This window comes from Serratia sp. LS-1 (genome assembly GCF_003719595.1).
GTDB lineage: Bacteria > Pseudomonadota > Gammaproteobacteria > Enterobacterales > Enterobacteriaceae > Serratia > Serratia ureilytica.
The window spans coordinates 927158-947732 of record NZ_CP033504.1 but is presented as its reverse complement, the minus strand read 5'-3'; the positions used below and the strand labels follow the sequence as shown (position 1 = coordinate 947732).

Genomic DNA, 20575 nt, shown 5'->3' with positions numbered 1-20575 from the left:
CAGTTTAATTGTATGATGAATGCATCGGTTAAACGGGAAAAAACAATGGCCAACGTGCTCACACTGTGCTGGAAATACCTCAGGGCCCTGCTCCTCATCTACCTGTGTCTGTTCGTCGGCAACGCAGTGGCGGCGCTGCTGCCGTTCGCCATTCCCGGCAGCATCATCGGCATGCTCTTGCTGTTCGCGCTGCTCTCCACCCAGATCCTGCCGGCCAAATGGGTTAAACCCGGCTGTCATTTGCTGATCCGCTACATGGTGCTGCTGTTCGTGCCGATCGGCGTCGGCGTGATGAAATATTACGACCAGATCGTCGCGCATCTGGGCCCGCTGGTCATTTCTTGCCTGATCAGCACGCTGATGGTGCTGGTGGTGGTCGGCTATACCTCACACTATTTTCACCGCGAGCGCCGCATTGCCGGCAAGCCCGACGACACGGAGGGCAACTCATGATCCACGAAATCTGGTGGTCGCTGCCGCTGACGCTGGCGGTCTATTTCGCCGCGCGCTGGCTGGCGCGCAAGTTGAACATGCCGCTGCTCAATCCGCTGCTGGTTTCCATGGCGGTGATCATCCCACTGCTGCTGCTCAGCGGCATTTCCTATGAGCGCTACTTCCAGGGCAGCAGGATCCTCAACGATCTGCTGCAGCCGGCGGTCGTCGCGCTGGCCTTCCCGCTGTATGAGCAGTTGCACCAAATCCGCGCGCGCTGGAAGTCGATTATCACGGTGTGCTTCATCGGCAGCCTGACCGCCATGATCAGCGGCGGCGCCATCGCCCTGTGGTTGGGCGCCACGCCGGAAATCGCCGCCTCTATCTTGCCGAAATCGGTCACTACGCCGATCGCGATGGCCGTCGCGGACTCGCTCGGCGGCATTCCGGCGATCAGCGCGGTTTGCGTTATTTTCGTCGGCATCCTCGGCGCCGTGTTCGGCCACACGCTGTTCAACCTGTTGAAAATCACGACGCCCTCGGCGCGTGGCCTGGCGATGGGCACGGCTTCCCACGCGCTGGGCACCGCGCGCTGCGCGGAGATGGACTATCAGGAGGGCGCCTTCGGCTCGCTGGCGCTGGTGATCTGCGGCATCATCACCTCGCTGCTGGCGCCATTTGTGTTTCCGGTGCTGTTGCATCTGTTCGGTTGATCAGGGTGAAACTTGCGATACATCTCGCATTTACGCCTTTTATTGCATTGATTTCATCATTTAAGAGATATTGATCACACTTTAATGTGTCTGGCCTGCCTAGAATGTGATCCCGTTAACCTGTAGAGAGACCTTCCATGCATCCGCGTTTTCACACCGCTTTCAGCGCACTGCCCGCGACACTGCAATCCGCCCTGCAGCCCTATCTGGACGCGTCCGACTTTCCGGCGATGTTCACGGCCGAGCAAGCGGCGGCGATCCGCTCAGGCTGCGGGTTGGACGATGACGCGCTGGCATTCGCGCTGCTGCCGCTGGCGGCGGCCTGCTCGTTAACCCCGATATCGCATTTCCACGTCGGCGCCATCGCGCGCGGGCAAAGCGGCAATCTCTATTTCGGCGCCAATATGGAATTCAGCGGCGCGCCGCTGCAGCAATCCGTACATGCGGAACAAAGCGCAGTGACTCACGCCTGGCTGCGCGGCGAAAAAGCGCTGGCCTCGATCACCGTCAACTATACGCCGTGCGGCCACTGCCGCCAGTTTATGAATGAGCTGAACAGCGGCGGCGCGCTGCAAATCCGTTTGCCTGGCCGCGCGCCGGCCACGCTGGCGGACTATCTGCCGGACGCCTTCGGCCCGAAAGATCTGGATGTCGCTTCACTGCTCATGGACGAGGTCAATCACGGGCATCAACTGCCGCTGAACGATGCGCTGACGCAAGCGGCGCTGGCGGCGGCCAACCGGAGCCACGCGCCGTACAGCAACGCCCACAGCGGCGTGGCGCTGGAAACGGCAGACGGCAGCCTCTACGCCGGCCGGTATGCGGAAAACGCCGCTTTTAACCCGAGTCTGCCGCCGCTGCAGGCTGCGCTGATCCTGCTGAACCTCTCCGGCGGCGACTGCCGGGCTATCCGTCGCGCCGTCCTGGCCGAACCGCAGGACGCGAGCATCAGCCAGTGGGATGCCACCCGCGTCACTCTGGCGGCGCTGGGTTGCCAAAACGTCAGCCGCGCCGCCTTCTAAGCGCACGACGGCGGGGCCATCCGGTTCCGCCGTTAACAGCACCGCCCGCCAAATACAATGCCCCGACGCCGCCAGAGACACTTTCTTTAGTTAAAAAATCATTTGATTGTCGATAATTACGCCAACCTGGTTCATCATCGGGCAACAAATGCTGTACATCTTCTCTTTATCTTTTAGGATCGTCGGCAATACAGTTATCTGATACGTGAAGAGTAAAACTGATGGAACTAGAATACGAAAGCAAACGCCCGCTCTATATCCCTTACGCCGGCCCGATTCTGCTGGAATTTCCGCTGCTGAACAAAGGCAGCGCTTTCACCGAGGAAGAACGTAGCCACTTCAACCTGCACGGCCTGCTGCCGGAAGCGGTGGAGACCATCGAAGAACAGGTGGAACGCGCCTACCGTCAGTATCAGGATTTCAAGAACGATAACGATAAGCACATCTACCTGCGCAACATCCAGGACACCAACGAAACCCTGTTCTATCGCCTGCTGGACTCGCACCTGAGCGAGATGATGCCAATCATCTACACCCCGACCGTCGGCGAGGCCTGTGAGCACTTCTCCGATATCTACCGCCGCGCGCGCGGGCTGTTCATCTCCTACCCGAACCGCGATCGCATCGATGACATGCTGCAAAACGCCACCAAGCAGAACGTCAAGGTGATCGTGGTGACCGACGGCGAACGCATTCTCGGCCTGGGCGACCAGGGCATCGGCGGCATGGGCATTCCCATCGGCAAGCTGTCGCTGTATACCGCCTGCGGCGGCATCAGTCCGGCCTATACCCTGCCGGTAGTGTTGGACGTCGGCACCAACAACCCGCAGCGCCTCAACGATCCGCTGTACATGGGCTGGCGCCATCCGCGCATCTCCGGCGAGGAATACCACGCCTTCGTCGAAGAGTTTATTCAGGCGGTCAAACGCCGCTGGCCGAACGTGCTGCTGCAGTTCGAAGACTTCGCGCAGAACAACGCCACCCCGCTGCTGAACCGCTACCGCGACGAGATCTGCTGCTTTAACGACGACATCCAGGGCACCGCCGCGGTCACCCTCGGCAGCCTGATCGCCGCCAGCCGCGCCGCCGGCAGCCAGCTGCGCGATCAGACCGTCACCTTCCTCGGCGCCGGTTCCGCCGGCTGCGGCATCGCCGAGCAGATCATCGCGCAGATGAAGTCCGAGGGGTTGAGCGAAGACGAAGCGCGCGCCCGCGTATTCATGGTTGACCGTTTCGGCCTGCTGACCGACAAACTGCCGAACCTGCTCGACTTCCAGAGCAAGCTGGTGCAGAAGAGCGACAACCTGGCCGGTTGGGAAACCGCCAGCGACGCCATCTCGCTGCTGGACGTGGTGCGCAACGCCAAGCCGACCATTCTGATCGGCGTTTCCGGCCAGCCAGGGCTGTTTACCGAAGAGCTGATCCGCGAGATGCACAAGCACTGCGAACGTCCTATCGTGATGCCGCTGTCCAACCCGACCTCGCGCGTGGAAGCCCGTCCGGAAGACATCATCAACTGGACCGACGGCGCCGCCCTGGTCGCGACCGGCAGCCCGTTTGCGCCGGTAAGCTACAAAGAGCAGCTGTACCCGATCGCCCAGTGCAACAACTCCTACATCTTCCCGGGCATCGGTTTGGGCGTGCTGGCCTCCGGCGCCACCCGCGTCACCGACGCCATGCTGATGGCCGCCAGCCGCGCGCTGGCGGATTGTTCGCCGCTGGCGACCGACGGCCACGGCGCGCTGCTGCCGAATATCGACGATATTCAGGGCGTATCCAAGTGCATCGCCATGGAAGTGGGCAAAGCGGCGCAGCTGCAGGGTGTGGCGATCGTCACCTCCGAAGACGCACTGTCGAAAGCCATCGAGCACAACTTCTGGCGGCCGCAGTACCGCAGCTATAAGCGCACCTCGTTCTGAATTATCCAGGCCTATCGTAGCCTTCCCTGCGTCTGCAACGATAGGCCTGAAATTTTCTTAGCCATAGCGGTCCGGCCAGGACTTTCTTATCAAGGCACATTGCACGAATACCGAGGTAGTGATTGCCACAATCCACCAATCACTACCCTTCTGTGTACCGAGCATTAAGGCTGCAATGCTGGCGACCTCATGGCTATGGATACATTTTCACCACCTTACAAGCAAACTTCACGACTCGATTCTGAAGTCGCCCTTCGCCAATCTCAACCTATTCTGATAATGCTCTCTGCTCCTATAGAATCCTTGAAAAATGTGACTTGCTATGTCTAAATACCCCATAAATTATTTTTTAGGGCATACTATTTTGAAAAATAAAACAGTACTTATCATCTTGAAGAGATTTCGTATTTTCAATTAATTTTTTATTGGCGGGGCACTTTTTTATTGTTTTTTAATATGAACATTATTTTCAGGGTTTGAATTAGCATTAAGGTTTTTTATGAGCGCATTAAGTAATGCAAAGTGGGTAACTCTGTCACAAATGGGTAAGGTTTTCACCCAGTTAATGAGCATGCTCGTTCTGGCAAGGCTGATTCCCCCCGGGGAATTCGGTTTAATGGCCATGGCTTATGTCGTGATTAACTTTTCCCTTTTGATCAGGGATTTGGGCACCTCTGCGGCCATCATTCAACATCGTGATTTAAAGAACAGCACAATTAACGCTATTTTTGGTCTCAACATTACAATGGGGACAATCATAGCCATTGTAATTGTAATTTTCTCACCGCTAATTGCACATTTATTTAAAGAACCACGATTAGTCGAGGTATTGCTTCTCTTGTCCATTTCATTTCCTATTGCCAGTAGCGGTTCTACCCACCTGGCGTTATTGGAAAGAAATTCAAAGTTTATGACAACTTCTTTGATTGAGTTGTCCGCAGGTATTATTTCTCTCATCGCTGCGATTATACTTGCATATATGGGGGCTGGCGTATATAGTCTTGTCGTATCAAACTTACTGACGGCAATTATATCAACAACCCTACTTTGGATAAAAAGCGATTGGCGACCAAGCCTAAAGAAAATTTTTAACAGAGAAGAGTTGAAATTAATTTTCTCCTTTAGCGGTAATCTTACACTATTCAATTTTGTCAATTACTTCTCCAGAAATGCCGACAGCATGCTTATTGGTCGTTATATGAGTGCTAGTGTTCTCGGCTCTTATTCTCTGGCTTACAGAATCATGCTATTTCCACTTCAAAACCTAACTTTCATTGCGTCCCGCTCACTGTTCCCTATAATGAGTCGTCAGCAAGACAATGAAGCAGAAGTCAAAAAGCTGTTTCTGAAATCAATCGATGTAATTACATTCCTTGTTTTTCCTCTGATGGTAGGTCTGGCAACGCTAAGAGAACCGTTCTTTAATATTGTTTTCGGACCAGAGTGGGCATTGAGTGCCACAATTATGCTCTGGTTGGCACCGACAGGAATTGTTCAGTCTCTGACCAGTTCTACCGGTGCAGTTTTAATGTCTAAAGGGCGCGCAGGGATATTGTTGATGTTAGGTTTCCTTGGCTCTTTCCTACTATTAAGTGCATTCATCATCGGTGTACAATACGACATTATTACACTCACTATGCTGTATTTCGTTGCTAACGTAATAAACTTCATTCCGGCAATGTCTATCACAATGCGGCTATTAGGGGGTAACCTGTTTGAGGTTATTGTCAGACTCATTGGACCAGGAATTTGTTCAGGGATCATGTTTGCAGCACTCTACTGGCTGTTACACCTCTCCCACTTAAACATTGAGATAAATAGCATATTTTCATTGATTTGCGTATCATTGTTTGGTGCAGTTATATACTTCGTCACATCAATATTTTTCTTACGCGATAGAATTAATTATTTCAAAAAGGCTGTACTAAAAAAAGTATAAACTCACAGGGCCGGGGAACAACTCCCGGCCCTGTTGACGACAGAAAGTAGAATTGGCCAGTCATCTCATTATAACAAATGCGTCATTAATTCTCGGATCTTCCCCACAAATTTTAATCAATGCGTTTTTTTTGTTTAAAAAAATTTCTAATCGTGTTAGTCTAATTAAAACTAATCCCGATTGAGTTTAATCAATATGAACCCTAAAGTTAGCATTATTATAGCGAGCTATAATACAGACAAATACATTGTTGAGTGTGTGAACTCTGCGCTTGGGCAGGATTACGAAAACATTGAAGTCATCGTTGTCAATGATGGATCAACTGATACCACTGAAGAGTTATTATCCGAACTTGCTCACAATAACGCTAAACTGAAAATTTTGACGCAAAAAAACCAGGGACAGTCAGTCGCCAGGAACAATGGGCTAACACTGGCTACAGGCGAGTTCGTCATTTTTCTCGATAGTGATGATGCCATTGATAACTCATTGATATCAAAATGTATCTCGGCACTTAATGCGACTAAGAGCGATATTGTTTTCTTTAATGGTGAAAGTTTTTACGATAGTGCAGATGATGAGCTTACGGCAGGTTTTGCTCCTAAGTACATTAGAAATACCCGCTTGTGTGAAGAGGCGATGGATAGCCATACTTTTTTCAAAAGGTCATGGAAATTAAATAACTATACGGTAAGCCCGTGCATGTTCATTTCCAGAACGCAACTTGTAAAGGATAATCCTTTTTATCCGGGCATCGTGCATGAAGATAATTTATTTACTACTAAGATCCTTCTATCACAGAAATCCAAAATTATTTGTATAAACGATATTCTTTACAGAAGACGTATACGCCCTAATTCAGTCATGACATCAAAGAAGAGCGAACGAAATGCGATTGGTTATTTAACTGTGGCGAAAAAAATGACCGCACTGCGCTCTCAAACGGATGATGAATTGAACGCTTGCTTAAATAGTTTTATTTCTCATTGTGTTAGCTCATCACTCAATGATGCTAAGGCCTGCTTCAAACGTTTACCTAAAGAGCTGAAGAAAGAGTATCTGGAAGTCATCAAAGATATTGGTTTGATGAATGTCAGGAAAAAAACCTTAGCCAAGTTTATTTTATCTTACTTTTAAAACATCACTAAAAGTTAACCCTGAGCGCTGAGTTTCAGGTTTTTTTTTCATTTTTATCTACCAACTCCGTCTGTGTGTCCCCCTTTCAACCAGAGCCGATCAATTTTTTTCAGCCCGAACCGCCGAAAAATGCGGCGACGCGCGTGCTTCAGGCGGTTCGCGTCTTGCGTCGGTCGGTCAGGTAAAGTAGCCTTGATCCATCTTTTTCAGCCCGGCGCGCGTAAGGCAACAACATGTGGAAACGCCTGATAATCAGCCTGTTCATCATCATTGCGGTGTTGATGGGCTCGGCTATTGCGCTCGATCGCTGGATCAGCTGGAAAACCGCGCCTTACGTCTACGACGAACTGCAGGAATTGCCGCATCGCCAGGTCGGCGTAGTGCTCGGCACCGCCAAGTATTATCGCACCGGCGTGATCAACCAGTATTACCGTTACCGCATTCAGGGAGCGATCAACGCCTATAACAGCGGCAAGGTAAAATACCTGCTGCTGAGCGGCGACAATGCCCAGCAAAGCTATAACGAACCGATGACCATGCGCCGCGATCTGATCGCCGCCGGCGTGGCGCCGAGCGATATCGTGCTGGATTACGCCGGCTTCCGCACCCTGGATTCCATCGTGCGCACCCGCAAGGTGTTCGACACCAACGATTTCATCATCATCACCCAGCGCTTCCACTGCGAGCGCGCGCTGTTTATCGCCCTGCACATGGGCATTCAGGCGCAGTGTTACGCGGTGCCGTCGCCAAAGGACATGATGACGGTGCGCGCCCGCGAGATCTTCGCCCGTCTGGGCGCGCTGACCGATCTGTACATCCTCAAGCGCGAGCCGCGCTTCCTCGGCCCGCTGATCCCGATCTCCGCCATGCACACCGTGCCGGAAGACGCCCAGGGTTATCCCGCCGTCTCGCCGGAACAGTTGGTGGAGCTGGAGCACAAGCTGAAAGAAGAGAAGCAGAAAGCCAAACAGCCTTGACGCGGCAAACGCCCAAAAAAGCCGGAAAAATAGGCCTAATGCCGGTCACTTAAGCGTGACTGGTATTTTTTATCCAGTCTCTTTACGTGACGTGCAGGATGAATTGCCGTAAATCCCCCGAATTTCTCTGTTACTACAATGAACGGCAATTGGAGGGGCCGAAGGCGCGGCCCCTCCACCCGCGCCCTTGCTTAACACCGTCTGTCCGCTGTGCGGAAATTACTCGGCCCACCCTGGGCCTCGCCCCTTCGGGGCCGCTGCAAGCAGCGTTCAAATCTGCTCCCGGCAGATTTGTCCTCGCCGCGTCTGCATTGTCGGGCGGGTCGGCTGCGACAAACGTCCCTGTTAGTCTCGCCTCAACCGGCCTTCCCTGGCCGGTTGCCCCTGACAACGCCGTCTTGCTCGGCAGCCGGTGATGCGCGCCTAAGGTCAACACCCGAGCTGGCAGCTACCGGGCAACCTGTCCCTTATGAGGTTATGACAGAGAAGCGAAATCGGAGATGAGCACGGTATTGGACGCCCTTGAAGACGCCGAACGCAGGCATAGTGCATTAGGAGAAACCGCCATGGACGGCGGTTTCAGGTGAGACAGGCAGGGACGCCTGTCGCAACCGGCCTCAATGCGCTATGGCGGAGAGAGGACAAATCTGCCTGGAGCAGATTTGAACGCTGCTTGCAGCGGCCCCGAAGGGGCGAAGCCCAGGGATGGGCTGAGTAACGTTGGCAAAGCCAACCGTCTGATAGGGCAAAGGCGCGGGTTGCCAGGGGCCGCGCCTTCGGCCCCTGGCTCGGTCGAGGTGCTGGAGCCTCATGATGCACCTCTCATTTATCGACCGAAAACGACTCGAGTACTTCAAAAAAACGCTAACTGACCAGCATTAGGCAATAGGCCGGCCTTGTCGTCTGTGCTGCGGTAGCTCTACTTCTTCTTGGCGTATTTCAACGAGTCCAGCGCCACAGCGAAGATGATGATGCTGCCCTTGATGATGTACTGCCAGTACGGGTTGATGCCGATATAGGTCAGGCCGTAGTTGATGACGGTAAAGATGATCACCCCGGTCACCACACCCCACACCGTACCCACCCCGCCGGCAAACGAGACGCCCCCCACCACGCAGGCGGCGATGGCGTCCAGCTCATACATAAAGCCGAGGTTGTTGGTGGCGCTGCCGATGCGCCCCGCTTCCAGCAAGCCGCCGAAGGCATAGAACACGCCGGACAGCGCATAGATCATGATCAGGTTCAGCGGCACGTTGACGCCGGACACTTTGGCCGCTTCCGGGTTGCCGCCGATGGCGAAGATGTTCTTGCCGAAGCGGGTCTTGGTCCACAGGATCCAGACGAAAATGATGGCAATCAGCGCATAGAAGGTGATGTACGACAGCTTGAAGTCGCCGAAGCGCAAGAAGCCCTGGGCAAAGGTGGAGAACTTCGGATCGAAGCCGGCGACCGGCGACGCGCCGACCGAATCGTAATACAGCGAGTTGATGCCGTAGACGATGATCATGGTGCCCAACGTGGTGATGAACGGCGTCACGTTGAGGTAGGCGATAATCAGGCCGTTAACCAGGCCGATCACCGCGCCGACCGCACACACCAGCAGGATGACCACGGGAATCGACCAGGTTTCCATGTGCGGGAACACTTTGTTGACGTTATCCATCGACTGCAGCAGCGTGGCCGCCACCACCGCCGCCAGCCCCACCTGCCGCCCGGCGGACAGGTCGGTGCCCTGGGTCACGATCAGCCCCGCCACGCCCAGCGCGATGATGATGCGCACCGAAGACTGCGTCAGGATATTGCTCAGGTTCATCAGGCTGAGGAAAGTGGGGTCCTGAATGATGATGATGGCCAACAACACCAGCAACACCACGTAAATGCCGCCTTCCTTGAAATAGGTAAATAAGGTTTTTTTATTTAGCGCGTTCATAATTCGAATCCTTAAAGGTGCAGGGAGGCGAGACGTAAGATTTCATTCTGCGAGGTCTGCTTGGTATTAACGATGCCCGCAACCTGGCCGTTGCTCATCACCAAAATGCGGTCGGTGATCCCCAAAAGCTCCGGCATTTCGGACGAGACGATAATGATCCCCTTGCCCTTCTTCGCCAGCTCGGTCATCAGCTGATAGATCTCGAACTTGGCGCCCACGTCGATGCCGCGCGTCGGTTCATCCAGCATCAGGATCTCCGGCTGCGTCAGTAGCCAGCGGCCGATGATCACCTTCTGCTGATTGCCGCCGGACAGCGAGCCGATATGGGTGTGATGCCCCGGCGTTTTCACCCGCATGGCGTCGATCACCCACTGGGTGTCACTCTTCATCCGCGCGTTGTCCAGCAGGCCGAGCTTGTTTTTATAATTGCGGATGTTGGAGATCAGCGAGTTGAAACCCACGTCGAGGTAGGCGTAAATCCCAGTGGATCGCCGCTCTTCGGTCACCAGCGCGAAACCGTGGTTAATCGCTTCGTTGGCGCTGTGGTTGTCGATCGCCTTGCCGTGCAGCTTGATAGTGCCCGCCACCTTCTCGCGAATGCCGAACAGCGTCTCGACGATGTCGGTGCGTTTGGCGCCCACCAGCCCGGCGATGCCGAGGATCTCGCCCTGGTGCAGATCGAAGGACACATCGCGGATCGAAGGCTGCCGCAGCGACGTCAGGTTCTTCACCTCGAGGATCACCTCACCCGGCGTGTTCTGCCTGTCGGGGAAACGCTGGCTCAGCGAGCGGCCGACCATCATGGCGATGATCTTGTCCATATCCAGCCCTTCCAGCGGCTGGGTGGCGATCCACTGGCCGTCGCGCAGCACCGTTATCTCGTCACACAGCTGGAAGATCTCTTCCATCTTGTGCGAGATATAGACGATGCCGCAGCCGCGCTCTTTCAGCTTGCGGATGATGGTGAACAGGTGATTGACCTCTTTCTCCGTCAACGAAGAGGTCGGTTCGTCCATGATGACGATCTTGGCGTCATAGGAAAACGCTTTGGCGATCTCGATCATCTGCATCTGCGACACCGACAGGTTGCCCACCTTTTCGCGCGGGTTGATGTCGATATCCAGCTCGTCGAAGATCGCCTGAGTGTCTTTGAACATCTTGTCCTGATCGACGAACAGGCCTTTGGTCGGGTAGCGTCCCAGCCACATGTTGTCCATCACGGTGCGCTGCAGCACCAGGTTCAGCTCCTGATGCACCATGGAAACGCCGTGCTCCAGCGCTTCCTTCGAGCTCTTGAAGTCGATTTCCCGGCCCTGAAATACAATGCTGCCGCTGTCTTTTTTGTAAATGCCGAACAGGCATTTCAACAACGTCGATTTCCCCGCGCCGTTCTCTCCCATCAGGGCGTGAATGGAGTGCGGACGGACGCGTAAATTGACATTGTCCAAGGCTTTGACGCCGGGAAATGACTTACAAATATCCGTCATTTCCAGCAAAAATTCGCGTGAGCTATCGGCCATAAATACACCTGGCTTAACGATCTTGCAGTCGTAAACATCCCCGCCGGCGGTATCCCTGGTGTTGGCGCCGCAGACGGGGTCTTAGCGGGATCTCAATTCTTATTTAATGAACTGAGACAGGTTGTCTTTATCTACGCCGACGTAAGGGATACGCACGACTTTATTTTCGATTTTATATTGGGTGCCTTCGGTGGCCGGTTTGCCCGCCGCCAGGTTTTTCGCCAGCTCGAAGGTGGCCTTCGCCTGATTGTCGGCGTCATTCAGCACCGTGCCCGCCATCGCGCCGGATTTCACCAGCGCCAGCGCTTCAGGCAGCGCATCCACGCCGAACACCGGAATACTGGTCTTGTTGTGCGCTTTCAGCGCTTCCACCGCGCCCATCGCCATGGCGTCGTTGTTGGCGATCACCACTTCGATCTTGTTGGCGTTCGGGCCGGAGAGCCAGGCGTCCATCTTGTCTTTCGCCTGCGCGGTATCCCACATCGCGGTATCCAACTGCAGCTGTTGGGTCTTGATGCCTTTCTCGTTCAGCGTTTTCACCACGTAGGTGGTGCGCGCTTCGGCATCCGGGTGGCCCGGCTCGCCCTTCAGCAGCACGAATTGGATCTGGCCGTCTTTGTTCAGATCCCAGGCCGGATTGGCTTTCCAGTGTTTGGCGATCAGTTCGCCCTGGATCACGCCGGACTCTTTGGAATCGGTGCCGACGTAATACGCCTTGTCATAGCTGTCCAGCGCTTTGCGGGAAGGTTCTTTGTTGTAGAACACCACCGGGATATCGTTTGCGCGCGCCTTATCGATAACCACCGGCGCCGCGGCCGGGTCGACCAGGTTGATCGCCAGCGCTTTCACGCCCTTGGCCAGCAGCACGTCGATCTGATCGTTCTGTTTGGACTGATCGTTCTGCGAGTCATTCATCAACAGGGTAACGTCCGGTGAAGCCTTGGCGTCTTTCTCGATCGCTTTGCGCACCACCGACATGAAGTTGTCGTCGTATTTGTAAATCGTGACGCCAATACGGGTATCAGCATGGGCTGCGGCGCCAAACATCATGGCAGCGGCCATGGCGGCCAGGGTGAAAACCTTCTTATTCATTGTCAATCTCCGGTTCTGTGTAGGGTATTACTCGTCTTTGAGCCAATGGTCACCGGCAGTGCGCGCACCCCAGGCCAGGCGATTTCCACTCAACACCTGTCGTCCGTGGATCTTGTTATTTCCGAGAAATGCTGTGTCAGCGCGAGATAAACGGTTACAGCGGCAAGGGCCTTTGCGCCTGAAAACGCCTAGAGCATAGACGGCGTGATGTTAATATTCTGTGAATTTTCTCACAGTTTGAAAACGGTTACACAAGATTAAATCGTCAGAGAGTGACCGTCGCCTCACTTTGCCAGGGGGCGACAGAATGGCGCCGCACCAGCGTCGGCATGAACAGATGGCTCGCCTGCGGCTCCGCCAGGCCTGCTGCGCCCTGTAATGCCAGCTCGGTCGCCAACGTGGCCATCGAAACGATCGGGTAACGCACCGTGGTGAGTTTGGGGCTGGTGTAGCGCGCGATGGGAATGTCGTCGAAGCCGATCAGCGAAAAATGCTGCGGCACCGTGATACCGTTTTCTTTCAGCACCGCCATGGCGCCGGCGGCCATGGCGTCGTTGTAGGCAAACACCGCGCTCAGCTGTAAGTTGCGCCCCAGCAGCTCGACCATCGCCGCCTCGCCGCCCTGCAGATCCGGCGAACCGTACGCGCGCCAGCTGTCGGGCTTCGCCAGCCCGGCGGCGGCCATCGCCTGCGCATAGCCTTGCTGACGCAGCGGCCCGTCTTCGATCGGGTGATTGGAGCCCAGATAACCGATGCGCCGATGGCCCTGCGAGAGCAGAAGACGCATCGCCATGTCAGCGCCGCAGACATTGTCCAGCCCAACGCAGCGCGGCTCATAGCCGGGGATAATCCGATTGATCAGCACCATGCCCGGCACCTGCTCCAGAAAGCCGATCAGTTCGGCGTCGCTCAAGGCTTTGGCGTGAACAATCAGGGCGTTACAGCGCTGACGGATCAGCACTTCGATCGCATGGCGCTCTTTGTCCGCCTGATGATAACTGTTGCCGATCAGCAGATACTTGTGGTGTTTCTGCGCCACCGTGTCTACCGCTTTCACCAGCGCGCCGAAGAACGGATCGGACACGTCCATCACCACCACGCCCAGCGTATCGCTGCTTTGGGTCGCCAGCGCCTGTGCATTGGCGTTGGGGCGGTAGCCCAGTTCCGCCACCGCCTGCAGCACCTGTTCGCGCGTCTCTTTGCTGGTCAGCGCGCTGTGATTGAGCACGCGAGACACGGTCGCCACGGAGACGCCGGCGCGTTTCGCCACGTCGCGAATAGTGATCGGATGAACTGGAGGCATGCGGGATCCTGAAATCGGGGTAGTGGCCGGTGGCGCTATCCTACCCCGATTGACCCGCAGCGCTGCGTGAATTACGTCACAGGAAAGAAAACGTTTACATACATTTTTTTAACCTGCCGATGGGCGCTCACTTCAGCGCTTTGGATTCCGTTTCACCGGCGGCCATCTGCGTCAATTTGCGCCACAGCCATTCCATCGGCCCCTGTTCGAAGTAACGCAGCCACAGTGCGGAAAAGACCAGGTTGACCCACCAGACCAGCGGCACAAACGCCAACAGCTGCAGCCGGTCGAACTGCTCATAGAGGCCAAAGCGATAAAACAGCGTAGTGCAGATCAGCGTTTGCAACAGGTAGTTGCTCAGCGCCATGCGCCCCACCTGGCTCAGCCAGTGGGCGATGCGCAGGCGCGACAGCGCGGGCCAGAAACCGTAACACAGCGCCAGATAGCCCAGCGCCTGCAGCGGCGCGCCCAGCTCGCGCGGCACCTGCAGCAGGAAACCGCTCCAGCGATAGTCCCAGTGCACCTGCCATTGCAGCACCACCGCCGGCAGTTGGATCAGCACGGACAGCGGCAATAGCCACGCCGCCTGCCGCAGGTAATAGCCGGAGGAATAGCTGCCGCGCAGCCAGCCGCTGCGCATTAGCCCGGCGCCGAACAGCATCAGCCCCGCCAGCTCCCAGCCATACTGCGCGCCGATGGCCAGCAGGCTGGACGAGAGCAGATCGGCGCGGCTGCGCCAGGCTTCGAAACCGCCCTGCAGCTTCCAGAACTTCTCGTACTGCAACTCCGCCACGCCCGGCTGCCAGAAGCTGCCCGGTTCACCGTGCGAGACAAAACCGAGCAGCAGCAGCACCGCCACGCCGATCAGGTAGAGCACCACGCCGGTTTTCAGCAGTTGGAATGTGTCTTTGGCTTCGCGGATCATGCGCCAGCACACCAGGCCGATCAGCCCGTAGGCCAGCAGAATGTCGCCGTCCCACAGGAAGATGGCGTGCGCGAGGCCGAACAGCACCAGCCATGACAGCCGCGCGCGGATCCAGCTTTTGCCGCGTCGCAGCAGCATTTGCAGCCCGGCGCCGAACAGCAGTGCGAACATCGCCAGGAACTTGGCCTGGGCGAAGAGATCCAGCAGCGCCCAGGTCCAGGCGTCGCGCGATGACGGCATCCCCAGATAGGCCGGATTGAGGTAGGCGGCCTTCGGCAAGCCGAAGGCGCTGATGTTCAGCAATAAGATGCCGAGGATGGCGATGCCGCGCACGCAGTCCAGCGTGGCGATGCGCGGCAGAGGATGACTGTTCATTTTTTATCGCTGTCTTCCGCTCATGAAAAAGGCGCCCGCAGGCGCCTGTTGTCGTTTTGCGAGTCGCCCCGCAACGCCATCACCCCTGGTGATGGCGCACCGCGCGCAGGAACTCCTGGCGGGTATTTTGGCTGGACTTGAACAGCCCCCCCAACGAGGTGGTGGTGGTGGCGCTGGTCGCGTCGCGAATGCCGCGCGCTTTGACACAATAATGGACCGCATCGATCGATACCGCCACGTTATTGGTGCCGAGCAGGGTCTGCAGCGCGACCAGGATCTGCTGGGTCAGGCGCTCTTGCACCTGCGGGCGCTGGGAGAAGAACTGCACAATGCGGTTGATCTTCGACAGACCGATCACCGAGTCTTTCGGGATATAGGCCACGGTGGCCTTGCCGTCAATGGTGACGAAGTGGTGTTCACAGGTGCTGGTCAGCGTGATATCGCGCACCGTCACCATCTCATCCACCTTCATTTTGTTCTCGATGACGGTGATTTTCGGGAAGTTGGCGTAGTCCAGACCGGAGAAGATCTCGTCGACATACATTTTGGCGATGCGATGCGGCGTTTCCGCCAGGCTGTCGTCAGACAGATCGAGATTCAGCAGCTGCATGATTTCGGTCATGTGCTCTTTGATGCGACGCTTGCGCGTTTCGCGATCCAGCACTTCCCCGCGCAGCGGTGTCTCCAGACCACGCTCTTCCAGTGCAGCATGCACCAGCGCGGCTTCTTTACTTAATGATGTCATGTATTTGTTCTCCTGCGGACGGAACCCGCCGGCGGCCTGATAGGGCGTGCGGCCGGCGAATTGCTTGCTCTCGTGACGGCAGAGTTTTCGTGGTGGATAACGTGAACCCGGTCAAGATTTTGCCCCCACTGTAGATGAGAGCGCGGCGATTATCCAGTGATAGTGCTTCATCCAGAGGTGAAATCTTCGCATTTAGCACAATCAGGCCGGCTGCGGGTCTCCACGCTTTTTGTATGGATTTTAATCACCGAGTCGCCGTTTTTTGCGCCAACCGCCGCGCCGGGGTATTCACCGCCAGCCCTCCGGCCACCAACAGCGCTATCACCGCCACATACAGCGCCGGTTCCAACCGATGGGTCAAGGCGGTCGACAGCGCCGACAGCATCGGTCCAACCAGCTGGCCGATCGCATAACCGGTGGTCAGCAATCCGGCCATGTAGCGCGCATGGCGCGGCGCCAGTTCACGGCCGTGCTGCAGGGCAAGCTGCACCACGCAGAGGAAACCGCCGCCGGTCAGCAACGCCCCGAGCGCCAGGCCGGCCACGCCCGGCACCACTTCGGCGCTCAGTACGCCGAGCGCCTGTACCCACAGCGTGATCGCCAACCGGGTTTGGGTAGTCAGCCGATGGCGGGTCACAATGCCGATAACGATCCCCAGCACCGCCGCGCCGCCGAACACCGGCCAGACGAACTGTGCGAACAGGCTGTCGGGAAAACGCGCCGCCGCCATCTGCGACAAGAAGGTCGCCGGCAGGATATAGCCGAAGCCGGCCAGGCTGTAGCTCCACACCAGACGCTTGAGCGCCGGCGTCAGCAGCAGCGGCTCCGGGGCCACGTCCGGGCGATGCAGCTCGCCGCTGCGCGGCAGAAAGGCGCTAATCCCCCCGACCAGCACCAGCGCCAGCCCGCCATACACCAGCCAGGCCTGCGCCGCCGTCAGCCCCAGCGCGTTGATGCCCACCGCCAGCATGCCGCTGAGGAAGATGCCGGCGCCCGGCCCGGCGAACACCGCCGCGCTCAGCGCCGGCCGGCCGTAGTGCGCCAACCGCTCGTTGGTCCAGGCCGCCACCAGCACCATCGCCCAGCCGCTGGCCCAGCCGATGACGAAGCGCAGCGCGCCGTGGGTCCATTCATCCTGCGCCAACGCCGACAGCAGCGTCAGCGCCATCGCACCCCATACGCCCAGCCACAGGCGCCGCTCGACGTGGCGCGTGGCGCGCATCGCGTCGTAGGCGCCGCACAGGTATCCCAAATAGTTGATCGCCGCCACCAGCGCAGCGCCGGTCAGGCTGAACTGGTGGTCAGCGATCATCAGTGGCACCTGAGGGGTGAAAGCGAAGCGGCCAATGCCCATCGCCACGATCAGCGCGGCAAACCCGCTCAAGGCAATACGTAAAGCCATACCGGTATCCAAAAGGTTAAAAGAAAGTTGCCAGTATCATGCCGCAGTATTAAAATCACAAAAACTGAATAATAGTTATCAAGTTCATCACGAAACGAGAATATTATGGATCTGACTCAGCTTCGCATGTTCTGCTGCGTAGCGGAAACCGGCTCGGTCGCCCGCGCCGCCGAGCAGCTGCACCGCGTGCCGTCGAATCTGACCACCCGGCTGCGCCAGCTCGAGCAGGAGCTGGGCGCCGATCTGTTTATCCGCGAAAAACAGCGCCTGCGCCTGTCGCCGATGGGCCATAACTTTCTGTGCTACGCCAATCGCATCCTGGCGCTGAGCGACGAGGCGATGAGCATCACCCATGCCGGCGAACCGGCGGGCAACTTTGCTCTCGGCTCGATGGAGAGCACCGCCGCCACCCGCCTGCCCTCGCTGCTGGCAGCTTACCACCAGCGTTTCTCGCAGGTGTCTCTGTCGCTGACTACCGGCACCTCCGGCGAAATCGCCGATCGGGTGCGCGCCGGCACGCTGGCGGCAGCGCTGGTCGACGGCCCGGTGCCCTATGACGAGCTAAACGGCTGCATCGCCTATCCTGAACATATGGTGGTGATCTCCTGTCTCGATCACGCGCCGATCCACAGCGCCAAAGACGCCAACGGCGAAACGCTGTTCGCCTTTCGCGCCAGCTGTTCCTACCGCCTGCGGCTGGAGGCCTGGTTCAAGCGCGAAGGCGCGCGGCCGGGGCAGATCATGGAGATCCAGTCCTATCACGCCATGCTGGCCTGCGTCGCCAGCGGCGCCGGGCTGGCGATGATCCCGCATTCGGTGCTCAGCCTGCTGCCGGGCCATGAGCGGGTTCGGGTTCACCCCCTGCCGCCGGACGTGGCCGACACCGCCACCTGGCTGCTGTGGCGCCGCGACGCGTTCGGGCCGAACGTGCGCGCGCTGAAAGAATTGATTATTGAACAGACGGAAACCGCCGCTGTTGATGAAAGCACCCCCAACGATTTATCAGACGTTGTCGATATCGCCTGATTTAAAAAGAAAACCACTGAGGAGACTATGATGGAGATGATCAAAACCCGCGCCGCCGTTGCCTGGGGCCCGAACCAGCCGCTGAAGATCGAAGAAGTCGAGCTGATGCCACCGCAAAAAGGCGAAGTGCTGGTGCGGATCGTCGCCACCGGCGTTTGTCACACCGACGCCTACACCCTGTCCGGCAAAGATCCGGAAGGCGTGTTCCCGGCGATCCTCGGCCACGAGGGCGGCGGCGTGGTGGAAGCGGTCGGTGAAGGCGTCACCAGCGTGGCGGTCGGCGATCACGTGATCCCGCTCTACACCCCGGAGTGCGGCGAGTGCAAATTCTGTAAATCCGGCAAGACCAACCTGTGCCAGGCGATCCGCTCCACTCAGGGCAAAGGCCTGATGCCGGACGGCACCACCCGCTTTTTCAAGGACGGCAAGCCGATCTTCCACTACATGGGCACCTCCACCTTCTCCGAATACACCGTGGTGCCGGAAATTTCACTGGCGAAAATCAACAAGGAAGCGCCGCTGGAGGAAGTGTGCCTGCTGGGCTGCGGCGTCACTACCGGCATGGGCGCGGTGATGAACACCGCCAAAGTGCAACCGGGCGACACCGTGGCGATCTTCGGCCTGGGCGGCATCGGCCTGTCGGCGATCATCGGCGCGCAGATGGCCGGCGCGGGCCGCATCATCGGCATCGACATCAACACCAGCAAGTTCGATCTGGCGCGCAAGCTGGGCGCTACCGATCTGATCAACCCGAAAGACTATGACAAACCGATTCAGGAGGTGATCGTCGAGCTGACCGACGGCGGCGTCGACTTTTCCTTCGAGTGCATCGGCAACGTCAACGTGATGCGTTCCGCGCTGGAGTGCTGCCACAAGGGCTGGGGTGAATCGGTGATCATCGGCGTCGCGGGCGCCGGCGAAGAGATCTCGACCCGGCCGTTCCAGCTGGTCACCGGCCGCGTCTGGCGCGGTTCGGCATTCGGCGGCGTCAAGGGCCGTTCGCAGCTGCCGGGCATCGTCGAGCGCTATCTGGACGGCGAATTCGCGCTGAACGACTTTATCACCCACACCATGGGGCTGGAGCAGATCAACGAAGCGTTCGATTTGATGCACGAAGGCAAATCGATCCGTTCCGTCATCCACTTCGACAAATAAGCCAGGAGGCAGAGATGACGTTGTCATTGGAACTTCTCGAAGAGCACCGCATGTTCGGCGGCTGGCAACAGCGTTACCGCCACGCGGCGCAGAGCCTGAATTGCAACATGACATTCAGCATCTACCTGCCGCCGCCGCGCGATGACAACCCGCCGCCGGTGTTGTACTGGCTGTCGGGGCTGACCTGCAACGACGAGAACTTCACGTTGAAAGCCGGCGCGCAGCGCATCGCCGCCGAGCTGGGCCTGGTGCTGGTGATGCCGGATACCAGCCCGCGCGGCGACGAGGTGCCGAACGACGAAGGCTACGATCTGGGCCAGGGTGCCGGGTTCTACCTGAACGCCACCCAGGCGCCGTGGGATCGTCACTTCCGCATGTACGACTACATCAGCGCCGAACTGCCGGCGCTGATCGAACAGCACTTCAGCGTCAGCGATCGTCAGTCGATCTTCGGCCACTCGATGGGCGGCCACGGCGCGCTGATGATGGCGTTTCGCAATCCGCAGCGCTTCCGCTCGGTATCAGCCTTCGCGCCGATCGTCAACCCGTGCCAGGTGCCGTGGGGCCGCAAGGCGTTCACCGCCTATCTGGGCAGCGACGAGAGCCAGTGGCTGCAGTACGACAGCTGCCATCTGCTGGCCAGCGGCGCGGAAAAAATGCCGGTCCTTATCGATCAGGGCGATGACGACCAGTTCCTGGCCGATCAGCTGCAGCCGGCGCGGCTGGCCGAACTGGCGCGCCAGCGCGACTGGCCGCTGACGCTGCGCATTCAGCCGGGGTACGATCACAGCTACTTCACCATCGCCACCTTCGTGGAAGATCACCTGCGTTTCCACGCCGAGCACCTGTTCCGCTGATAAAAAAATCCGGGCGGTTTAACCGCCCGTATTTCTTCAAAAACCAGCAATCATCTTCGTGCTAACAATACAGCTTATTGAACGGATAATGGCACTGAGACGTCAT

Annotated in this window: 17 protein-coding genes; 10 read left to right on the top strand and 7 right to left on the bottom strand. The window is 57.4% G+C overall.

What is annotated here, in order from left to right; translation table 11 throughout:
- Window positions 1–45 precede the first annotated feature (45 nt).
- From EDY99_RS04665 to sanA, 7 genes are all read left to right on the top strand, one after another.
- Complete coding sequence (locus EDY99_RS04665; protein ID WP_033642448.1) at window positions 46–453, top strand: CidA/LrgA family protein; 408 nt, start codon at window positions 46–48, stop codon at window positions 451–453.
- The gene (locus EDY99_RS04660) at window positions 450–1145 is read left to right on the top strand and encodes a CidB/LrgB family autolysis modulator (RefSeq protein WP_033642447.1); all 696 of its coding nucleotides are present in this window, start codon (window positions 450–452) and stop codon (window positions 1143–1145) included. The genes EDY99_RS04665 and EDY99_RS04660 overlap by 4 nt, the downstream gene beginning before the upstream one ends.
- A 137-nt stretch (window positions 1146–1282) precedes the next feature.
- Window positions 1283–2167 (top strand): cytidine deaminase, encoded by an 885-nt coding sequence (cdd, locus tag EDY99_RS04655; RefSeq protein WP_033650596.1) that lies wholly within the window; start codon window positions 1283–1285, stop codon window positions 2165–2167.
- Between the two features lie 221 nt (window positions 2168–2388).
- On the top strand, window positions 2389–4086 hold the full coding sequence (locus EDY99_RS04650) for an NAD-dependent malic enzyme (protein WP_004938945.1): 1698 nt from the start codon (window positions 2389–2391) through the stop codon (window positions 4084–4086).
- 499 nt (window positions 4087–4585) lie between these two features.
- Window positions 4586–6025 (top strand): lipopolysaccharide biosynthesis protein, encoded by a 1440-nt coding sequence (locus EDY99_RS04645; protein ID WP_101453345.1) that lies wholly within the window; start codon window positions 4586–4588, stop codon window positions 6023–6025.
- Between the two features lie 195 nt (window positions 6026–6220).
- Entirely contained in the window at window positions 6221–7162 is a 942-nt protein-coding gene (locus tag EDY99_RS04640) for a glycosyltransferase (RefSeq protein WP_089196797.1), read from the top strand.
- 233 nt (window positions 7163–7395) lie between these two features.
- Window positions 7396–8139 (top strand): outer membrane permeability protein SanA, encoded by a 744-nt coding sequence (gene sanA / locus EDY99_RS04635; protein ID WP_004938948.1) that lies wholly within the window; start codon window positions 7396–7398, stop codon window positions 8137–8139.
- 919 nt (window positions 8140–9058) lie between these two features.
- Here the strand turns inward: sanA and mglC are convergent.
- From mglC to EDY99_RS04600, 7 genes are all read right to left on the bottom strand, one after another.
- Window positions 9059–10069, bottom strand: a complete 1011-nt coding sequence (mglC, locus tag EDY99_RS04630) for a galactose/methyl galactoside ABC transporter permease MglC (protein ID WP_033642445.1) — start codon at window positions 10067–10069, stop codon at window positions 9059–9061.
- Window positions 10070–10080: 11 nt separating this feature from the next.
- Window positions 10081–11589: a galactose/methyl galactoside ABC transporter ATP-binding protein MglA gene (mglA, locus tag EDY99_RS04625; protein WP_004938959.1), complete on the bottom strand. Its 1509-nt coding sequence runs from the start codon at window positions 11587–11589 to the stop codon at window positions 10081–10083.
- Window positions 11590–11688: 99 nt separating this feature from the next.
- Window positions 11689–12681 carry a galactose/glucose ABC transporter substrate-binding protein MglB gene (gene mglB / locus EDY99_RS04620; protein ID WP_033650594.1) on the bottom strand — a complete coding sequence of 331 codons (993 nt, stop codon included), beginning with the start codon at window positions 12679–12681 and terminating at the stop codon, window positions 11689–11691.
- 265 nt (window positions 12682–12946) lie between these two features.
- The gene (galS, locus tag EDY99_RS04615; protein WP_096242082.1) at window positions 12947–13984 is read right to left on the bottom strand and encodes an HTH-type transcriptional regulator GalS; all 1038 of its coding nucleotides are present in this window, start codon (window positions 13982–13984) and stop codon (window positions 12947–12949) included.
- A 127-nt stretch (window positions 13985–14111) separates the two neighbouring features.
- Window positions 14112–15284 carry a DUF418 domain-containing protein YeiB gene (gene yeiB, locus EDY99_RS04610; RefSeq protein ID WP_123061510.1) on the bottom strand — a complete coding sequence of 391 codons (1173 nt, stop codon included), beginning with the start codon at window positions 15282–15284 and terminating at the stop codon, window positions 14112–14114.
- Window positions 15285–15363: 79 nt separating this feature from the next.
- Window positions 15364–16029 (bottom strand): GTP cyclohydrolase I FolE, encoded by a 666-nt coding sequence (folE, locus tag EDY99_RS04605; protein WP_004938969.1) that lies wholly within the window; start codon window positions 16027–16029, stop codon window positions 15364–15366.
- A gap of 244 nt (window positions 16030–16273) precedes the next feature.
- Window positions 16274–17431, bottom strand: coding sequence for a YbfB/YjiJ family MFS transporter (locus EDY99_RS04600; RefSeq protein WP_123061509.1), 1158 nt, complete (start codon window positions 17429–17431; stop codon window positions 16274–16276).
- A gap of 105 nt (window positions 17432–17536) precedes the next feature.
- Between EDY99_RS04600 and EDY99_RS04595 the strand changes: the two genes are divergently transcribed.
- Genes EDY99_RS04595 through fghA form a run of 3 tightly spaced genes read left to right on the top strand, consistent with a single transcriptional unit; the run spans window position 17537 to window position 20469 of the window.
- Window positions 17537–18457 carry a LysR family transcriptional regulator gene (locus EDY99_RS04595; RefSeq protein WP_033654969.1) on the top strand — a complete coding sequence of 307 codons (921 nt, stop codon included), beginning with the start codon at window positions 17537–17539 and terminating at the stop codon, window positions 18455–18457.
- Window positions 18458–18487: 30 nt separating this feature from the next.
- Window positions 18488–19612, top strand: coding sequence for an S-(hydroxymethyl)glutathione dehydrogenase/class III alcohol dehydrogenase (locus tag EDY99_RS04590; protein ID WP_160880177.1), 1125 nt, complete (start codon window positions 18488–18490; stop codon window positions 19610–19612).
- A gap of 14 nt (window positions 19613–19626) precedes the next feature.
- Window positions 19627–20469, top strand: a complete 843-nt coding sequence (gene fghA / locus EDY99_RS04585; protein WP_015377214.1) for an S-formylglutathione hydrolase — start codon at window positions 19627–19629, stop codon at window positions 20467–20469.
- Window positions 20470–20575 lie beyond the last annotated feature (106 nt).